We start from the raw sequence: 7,792 nt of genomic DNA, 5'->3' as shown, positions 1-7,792 counted from the left end.
TCATTGCGCGGTATCTGCTTGGATTGATATTTACAGTCTTTGGCCTGAACGGATTTCTCAACTTCATCCACCAGCCGCCGCCGCCGAATCCGCTGGCAGTACAGTTTTTCGTTGCAATCAGTTCATCGCATTTTGCCTCATTCTTCTTCGCGATTCAATTGGTTGGTGGATTGCTTTTGCTTTCGGGATTCTTTGTGCCGCTGGCTCTCACGCTGCTTGCAGCGGAGTTATACAACATCCTTGCTTTTCATTTGACGCTTGCGCCGGCGAGCATTGCTCCGGGGCTGGTGGCGTGCGCGCTGTGGATACTGGTCTTTCTTCAGTACCGCGAGAGCTTTAAGGGCATTCTGGCTGCAAAACCTGCGGTGCAGGGATAGTCTGCTTCGTGGCAGGGAGGGCGCGGTGCCGACCTGCTGTGAAGCATTTTCAGATTAGATACGGCACTGTTACGAATAAGGGATTAGCAACGGGAAGCGCGCTCCTCGTCAGCGATGCACGCTATTGAACGGGTCTGTCGGATCAAGCCATTTTCACCGCTCTCTGAAATTTACATCTTCGCAACACAGGGATAGCAAACTATACGAGCGTTCGAGGCGTCAACATAATCGGGCCATTCCGTTTCCATTCAGAAAATAAAGCAAGAGGTTTTCCCATTGCAGATACTGCTTGCGTTCGTTGCAGCGCTGGGATTTCTGTCGTCTTCGCTCCTGGCACAAACATCCACACCAACTGAACCAACTGCTCCTGATCCAGCTTTGGAGCAGATCGCCGAACAAGCCGGCTTCGTGGATGCTTTTGTCGGCTTCTGCACGAGCGCAAACCACCTCGGTGCTTCCGCGTATGCGGTGCAGCTTCAAGGCTGGGAATTGCGGAATCATTGGGACGAAATGAAGACACGGATCGCAAGCGATCCGGCGCTGAAGCATTCATTCGAGAGTTTCAAGAATGCGGAACAAACGGAGCTGATAACACATCGCTTTAAAAGCACACTCTCGTGCACAATGCTGGCAAGTGTGCTTCGCAGCGCTGCGCACGATCCTTCGGCAGCCCATAAGGAAATTGCGACATCTCCCGATCCGCTTGGCATGGATCCCGGAACGAGGAAGGCTGCTACCACGGCGACGGCACCTGCTATGACACCACCGACCGCAGCTACAAATCCGACTGCAGGTCTTGCACCTCCGGCAATATCGGCGAATACGAAAACAGCGACGGACACCGCGAATGCGCTCGGCGCTGCTCAGCTGCCTGCCACAGCAAACGAAATCACAGCAGGGGCGATGACGGTGACGCCTCCGCCGGGCTGGACTGTGCAGAAGAGTACGCCGGAGGGGGCAATCCTAAAAACAAGAACGCAGCACAACACTGCGGTGATCCTATTGACGACAGTGCCATTGAATGGGAGCCTGCAGCAGTCGCTCTATAGTGGTGTGCGCGCCAACTTTCCCGGAACCGGTCTCACCTTCAAATATCCGCACAGCGGAACAACAGGAGGCGGCAGCCAGGCAATGTATGTACTCGACTCTGGCACGATGAACCGGCAGTACGAGGACATCGCGGCAGTAGGAATCGCGCTCGGAGGAAAATTGCAGATGGCGCTGCTGATCAGTACTCAATGGGGCGGCGAGGAAGTCAAGTTCCGCAATCAGTTGGACGCGATGATGTCGAGCGCAGTGCTGCACGGAGAAACAGGGGGAACATGGAATCCGTTGCATCCCCCGCCAACGGTCGGTGGACGCTCGGGGATATTTTTCGGATCTGGCGTGCAAAACCAGCTTAATCCTCTCGGCGGTATGGATCTTGTCGCACGGCGCGAATATGTCGTGTTACTGCCGACAGGACAGGCCTATTTTGGTTTGCCGCTCGGCGGTCATGTGCTCGACCTAGACTTCGCAGCAGCCTGTCATCAAATGCCCAAGAAGTGCGGTACTTATAGAATCGAAAACGGCACCATCAGCTTTACCGAACGCGATGCCTACGGCTTGGTGACACATGTCAGCTCGCCCTTTACCGCTGGTGCTCCTGGACACTCTCTTATCGCGACATATCACAGCACGAAAGCCTTCGAAGTACTCCCAGTCCATGACCGGATACTTTCCGGTAAATTCACCAGCACGTTTGCACAAACCGGAAATATCGGAATATCGACAAGCGTTGTCTCGCAGACCTTTATTTCATTCAATGCCAACGGCACATATCAGAAGTCGGGTTTCTCTTCGGCCAGCTTTCAGGGCGCATCAGCCGGCGGCACCACAATGAACAATCGCGGTCTCGGCAGCGGTCAATACAAATTCGAGGGATACACCCTGACTCTTACTCCGTCCGGCGGCCAGCCAGAATTGTATACGGCAATCTTCGAAAATCAGGACCCTAATCCGAAGGCCATCTTCATTAACGATAAGGCGTTTTTAAAGGATGGCAGATAAACATAGCAACCCGGCATATAGCTGCACAGTCTTTTCAGTAGGTTCCCACGTGGATGCGGACGACCTGATGCTCGTGGCGAAAGTTCAGCCCGCGGTCCGTCTGGTCGCCATTCCATATCCGCGCCGGCTTCCAGGTTTCCCCGTCATATGTACCCTCTTCGGCCTTCAGGATCTGCATGTGTTTCGTCTGGTCCGTAGCCGGGTAGAAAGTTACGCGGGCATCGATGCCTGTTACCAGGAACTCGTCTGGTCCAAGCTGTGCAACAAGCGCTCGACCGAGAAATTCTTTTGTCCCCGGCGCATGCTGCGCGCCATCACGCTGCGGAAATCCGAAACCGACCAGCGCTTTCCAGCGGCCAAAGAGCAAGGTCTGCTCGGGCTTTCCTTCTTCTTCGACCGCAGTTTTCAGCTTCCCTTCGTAATTCAGTTTTGCGATGACGCGGTCGATCGGCTCAAGAAGCTCATAGTTCTCCGCATGGGCCTTGGGCAAATCGCCAGGGTGCAAAGTCCATGAGGTCTGATCTGTTCCGAAAGGAGAGAAGCCAATGCCTCCCATACCCAATGCATAGAAAAGTCCGGGAGCGAAGGCGTCTCCGAGACCGGTTTCTGGAACCAACAGAGGATTATCCGGACGCGCATAGGTGGCCAGCAACTGCTGTTGGAAGCCGCGGTCTGCGCTGTAGACATCCGGAGCCAGAATGTCGATCGCTGGCGCCGCCGCTTTCCATACGTCGATGACCGGCTGGACCGGACCACCGCTGGGATAGTCGTAGCCAGGCATCTGGCGGCCGCGAATAACGTAACCGTGGGGATACTGCACCCACACATTGCAATACATGGGAATGGACAGTTCGGCCTTGCCTGCCTTGGCAACTTCGTTGATGTAATGGGCAAGAGAATAGGCCTGGAAAGTTTCATCGGCATCGGGACCGAATACGTCGCTCCATGTTCCCGGCGACTTGTGCAGCGCACGCAGAACTTCCGGCGGAACCTGGCCGGCAAATTCCCGCTGCGCGGCGGGAGAGTGATCGCGCACCGCGCCGATGGCTCCCGACTCATTTTCTACCTGAATGAGAATGACCGTATGCTGCGTACCGTCGATCTCATGCAGGTGGCGAGTCAGCGCAGTGAAGGCGTGACGGTCAGCATCAAGGTTAGCCTGTGAGTTTGCCGAGAGCACCTGGATTGGCTCGCCGCGCTCATCGATCATGCGCGGGTAATGGGCCGTATCTGTCTTGACCCATTCCGGAACATAGTGCATCTCACCGTTCTTCCACGTGCCGAACCACAGAAGAACAAGATGAAAGTGGTGTTCGCGCGCCTGGATGACGAGCATATCGACCAGAGAGAAGTCGAACTTGCCGGGGCTTGGCTCCATCTGCTCCCAGTACACCGGAACTTCTACTGTATTGGCATGCATGCCTTCCATGACCGGCCATACATTCTTGATCGTGGATGGCCAGGAACTGGAATTATTGATCTGCCCTCCAAGCATGAGGAACGGCTTGCCGTCTACCAGCAGGGCATGTCTGCCATTTGTTTCTACAATCTGTGGAGCTTCTTGAGAATGAAGCGATGATGGAATCATGCACGCCGCAAGCAGGCAGGAGGCGGCAGCCATGCGCTTCACGCCGTTGTTCCTGCTCGAACGGTGGGCGCAAATTTGAGAAGTTGCAGATGCCCGTGCGGGCACAGTATCAGCAGATGAAGAGAACAGCCATTGCAGTGACATTGAAGCATGCTCCGGAAAGATGAGAGGGCTGCTGAAACAGCCCTCTCATACTCAGAAATAGTACTTTAATGCGAGTTGGAGAAATCGCGAATTGGGAGTGAAGTTCCCCAGCGAGCGTGTACCGGTGATCTGGCCGCCACTGGTGGTGTTATTTTCCACACTCGGCTGCGCGAATGCCGGAGTGTTGAACAGGTTGAAGATATCGGCGCGGAATTGCAAATACTGCGACTCGAAGGTAGGAAAGTTCTTGAAGACGCTCATATTGATGCGCTCATATCCAGGTCCATAGATCTGGTTGCGTGCTGTTCCCAGGTAGGCCAGAGCCTGCGCCGGATTTGTAATCGGAGTTCCGGTTGGATTGGACGAGGTTTGCGTATTGGGAATGAGCGTTCCCGACAGCGGGTTTGCGAACGCGCAGGGATTGAACCAATGCGAGACATTTCGCGTTGAGGTTGCGCAGGACGTGCCCGGATTGCTTGCATCCGGCGAGCCGCCAGATGCAAACGGATCGCCGCTCAGGATGGCGCGGCGCGCATTTGCTCCAGTTGCGCTGGTGTTGTCGGGTGAAACAGTGAACGGATTGCCAGTCAGCGCATAGAAGGCAAGGTCCGCCGACCATCCACCAACCAGCTGATTCACAAGTCCGCCGTGATTCAGAAATCTTTGGCCCTGGCCGAATGGAAGCGCATAGTCTCCTGAGAACGTAAACCGGTGCCGCACATCCCAGTCAGAGTTGGCATATTCAATTCCGATAGGAAAGAGGTTTGCGTTGCGATAGACATTCGTTCCGCCATCGAGTGGCGTCGCGGTGTCATCCAGGGCATGAGCATAGGTGTACGCGGCCAGGAACTGCAGGCCATGGGACACGTGCTTTTCCAGGGTCACTTGCAGCGAGTTATAGTTTCCCACTCCTTCGTACAGGTCGTACTGCGCGCCTCCGAAATTAGGAAACGGACGAATCTTCTGCGAACTGTCGGAGGGGCCGACCAGTCCATAAGGAGCATTCTGGTCCGTCAACGCCTGCAGATGACGCGATACGTTGCCGACATATGCTGTCGTCAGCGTCAGCGTTGGGGTAAACGCATACTGAGTGGAGAGATTGAACTGCTCCGTATACGGCGTTTTCGTCTGCAGCTGCCCGCCCACAAGGCCAGGCGTTGAGAGGTAATTCTGCAAGCCCACGGCGATCGCATCAGAGAATCCCGTATTGAGGCTCAGCCCGTTTGTCGGGCAGGTATTGTTGGAGCAGCCCGGAGACGGGAAGTTCGACGAAAAAGCAAATGGGTAGTTATAGGAAGGATTCGGCGAGCCACCAACGCTTTCCAGGCCGCCGAAGAAAATCCCGTATCCGCCGCGTATGACAAGTTTCGGCGTCGCTTTATAGGCAAATCCAATACGCGGGCTGAAGTTCAGCTTCTGCCCCAGGGCAAGAGAACGGTTTCCGCTATAGACGAGAGAGATATTGTTGCCTGCAATCAGGTTCTGGAAAGTCGGCGCCAGCGTTACGCCGCTTGCTCCCTTGGGCAGGAGATACTGCGCTGTTCCCGAGCCGGGACCGTTGATCGACGTAATGTTCCAGTATGCCTGGTTGTCATTCTGCTCATATGTGGGCTGGTAATAGTCGTAGCGGATACCCAGGTTGAGCGTAAGGTTGGGCATCGCCTTCCAGTCATCCTGGAAATACCCTGAGTAATACCAATGAGCATCGTGTACGCCAAAGAAGTTGGAAACTCCGGCGTTATACATGGAATCAGCCATGAAGTCGGCAACGCCATAGCCGGTAAAGTTTGCATTCGGGTTCGATGTGAAAAATCCATTGTAGGTATAGGACCCATGCGGAGTGATGGGCTGCGTGACCGCCACTCGAATGCTTTGGAGGCTCACGCCTGCTTTGAGCGTGTGCTTGCCCAGCACCTTGGTGAGGTTATCCAGAATCTGGAAGACGTTTTCGTACTCGATCGACGGATAATAACCGGGCGATCCAAAACCGCTGATGCCGCTGACGGATGTGTTGGGCAATCCGCCGTTATTCGCCTGGTAGGGAATGCCGCCCAGTCCCACTTGTGATGCAACATCGGTATTCGCGCTTTGTTGAAGGAACTGCGCATGCGCCCAGTTGTAACCAAAGCGGAACTCATTCACGAGATTTGGATTGAAAATGTGCGTCTCGCTCAGAACGTAATTCTGGCCCATGTTGACCGTGGGACCATCCGACCCATAGCCGCCGCCGTCAAGAACCGGTCCGAATGGGGCCGGGTAGTTTCCACGCAGATTCGAGTTGCTCATGCGGAAAAATGCCTGGTCCTTGGCCGAAGCATTCCAGTCGATGCGCCCGTCCCAGCTGACGGTATTGTTCACGTCATTTGTATTAACGATGTAGTTGTTATAAGTGCGTCCGCCGTTCGCATTGGGCTGCGGATAAAGATTCAGGATGCGCTGAGCAACCGCATTGATCTGGTTTGAGCAGAGGACATTCTGGCGGCCATTGCAGGTCTGCAAAGCCGTTCCGTCTGACCCCGGCTGATAAAGGGTAACTGGAGAGCTCGATCCGGTGAGGCTCGGGCTCAGCAATTCGCTGAAGTCTCCCTGCCGCATCAGAGCGGTCGGCACCGAGTAAGTGCCGGTCGAACCGAAGATGATGCGGGTTGCTTCTACATCGCCAAAGAAGAACAGCTTGTTCGGAATGATCGGACCGCCGATGGTTCCACCGAACTGATTCTGCCGGAACTCCGGCTTCGTGAGAGAAAAGTAATCGCGGGCGTCCAGAGCATCATTTCTCCAGTACTCCCAAAGATTTCCGTGAAGTTTGTTCGTGCCGCTCTTGATGGAAGCGTTGAGCACAGCGCCCGCTGAATGACCAAGCTCAGCGGTGTAATCACTGGTCTGTACTTTGAATTCGGCAAGAGCGTCAGGCGGGGGCTTGACGACGTAAGTGGCTCCGTTCAGAAAGTCGATCAGGTTGGAATTGTTGTCCACTCCGTCCAGAATGAAATTGTTCTGTTCAGCGCGCAGACCGTTTGCGCTGAAGTCTCCATTTCCCTGCCCGCGCGAACCGTTCGACTGGGCGACACCGGCGGAAAGCTGAGCTACAAAGACATAATTGCGACCGTTCAACGGCGTGTTGTTGATGACCTGCGTGCTTATCACCTGTCCTGTGGAGGAATCCTCAGTCTGTAGAAGCTGCGCTGCGCCAGCCTCTACCGTGACGGTCTCTGTCGAGCTGCCCGGCTGAAGCGTCAGGTCCGCCTGCAGGCGCTGGTTAAGGTTCAGCACAATGTCGTTCAACGTGGCTTTTTGAAAATTGGGAGCGCTCGCGCTCACGCTGTAATTGCCAATCTTCACCGGAGAAAAAACATACACCCCGTTTTGATCTGTCTTGCCCGTTAGAACCAGACCGGTATCTTTGCTTGTGAGCGTAATGTCGGCTGATGGAACAATAGCGCCTGTTTGATCGCGCACCGTGCCGGTGACGGTTCCCTGGTCTACCTGGGCAAGCAAACCACGGGCTCCGAACACCAAGCACAGCATCAAAATCGTGCTCGTCAGCATATCGCTGAGCAATGTGCGGCGCTCCTTGCATACGTGTTCATGGCTTCGCAAAATCATAGGTTTCGACTCCCTTTCCTTGCCTGTT

The 7,792-nt window shown here is 54.9% G+C and carries 4 protein-coding genes; 2 read left to right on the top strand and 2 right to left on the bottom strand.

Going from position 1 to position 7,792, the window contains the following annotated elements:
* Nucleotides 1-2: 2 nt before the first annotated feature.
* A complete protein-coding gene (locus AC5S16_RS16815) occupies nt 3-377 on the top strand; it encodes a hypothetical protein (protein ID WP_493931255.1) in 375 nt (124 codons plus the stop codon).
* Nucleotides 378-653: 276 nt separating this feature from the next.
* Nucleotides 654-2,426 (top strand): hypothetical protein, encoded by a 1,773-nt coding sequence (locus tag AC5S16_RS16810; RefSeq protein ID WP_493931254.1) that lies wholly within the window; start codon nt 654-656, stop codon nt 2,424-2,426.
* A gap of 34 nt (nt 2,427-2,460) precedes the next feature.
* On the opposite strand, the gene AC5S16_RS16805 is transcribed toward AC5S16_RS16810, so the two are convergent.
* Nucleotides 2,461-4,047 (bottom strand): GH35 family beta-galactosidase, encoded by a 1,587-nt coding sequence (locus AC5S16_RS16805; RefSeq protein WP_493931257.1) that lies wholly within the window; start codon nt 4,045-4,047, stop codon nt 2,461-2,463.
* Nucleotides 4,048-4,209: 162 nt separating this feature from the next.
* The gene (locus AC5S16_RS16800; RefSeq protein WP_493931253.1) at nt 4,210-7,764 is read right to left on the bottom strand and encodes a TonB-dependent receptor; all 3,555 of its coding nucleotides are present in this window, start codon (nt 7,762-7,764) and stop codon (nt 4,210-4,212) included.
* Between the last annotated feature and the right edge of the window lie 28 nt (nt 7,765-7,792).

This window comes from Acidobacterium sp. FHG110202_01, from assembly GCF_059115305.1.
The sequence above is the reverse complement of the archived record's forward strand: the minus strand, read 5'-3'. Positions and strand labels throughout refer to the sequence as shown.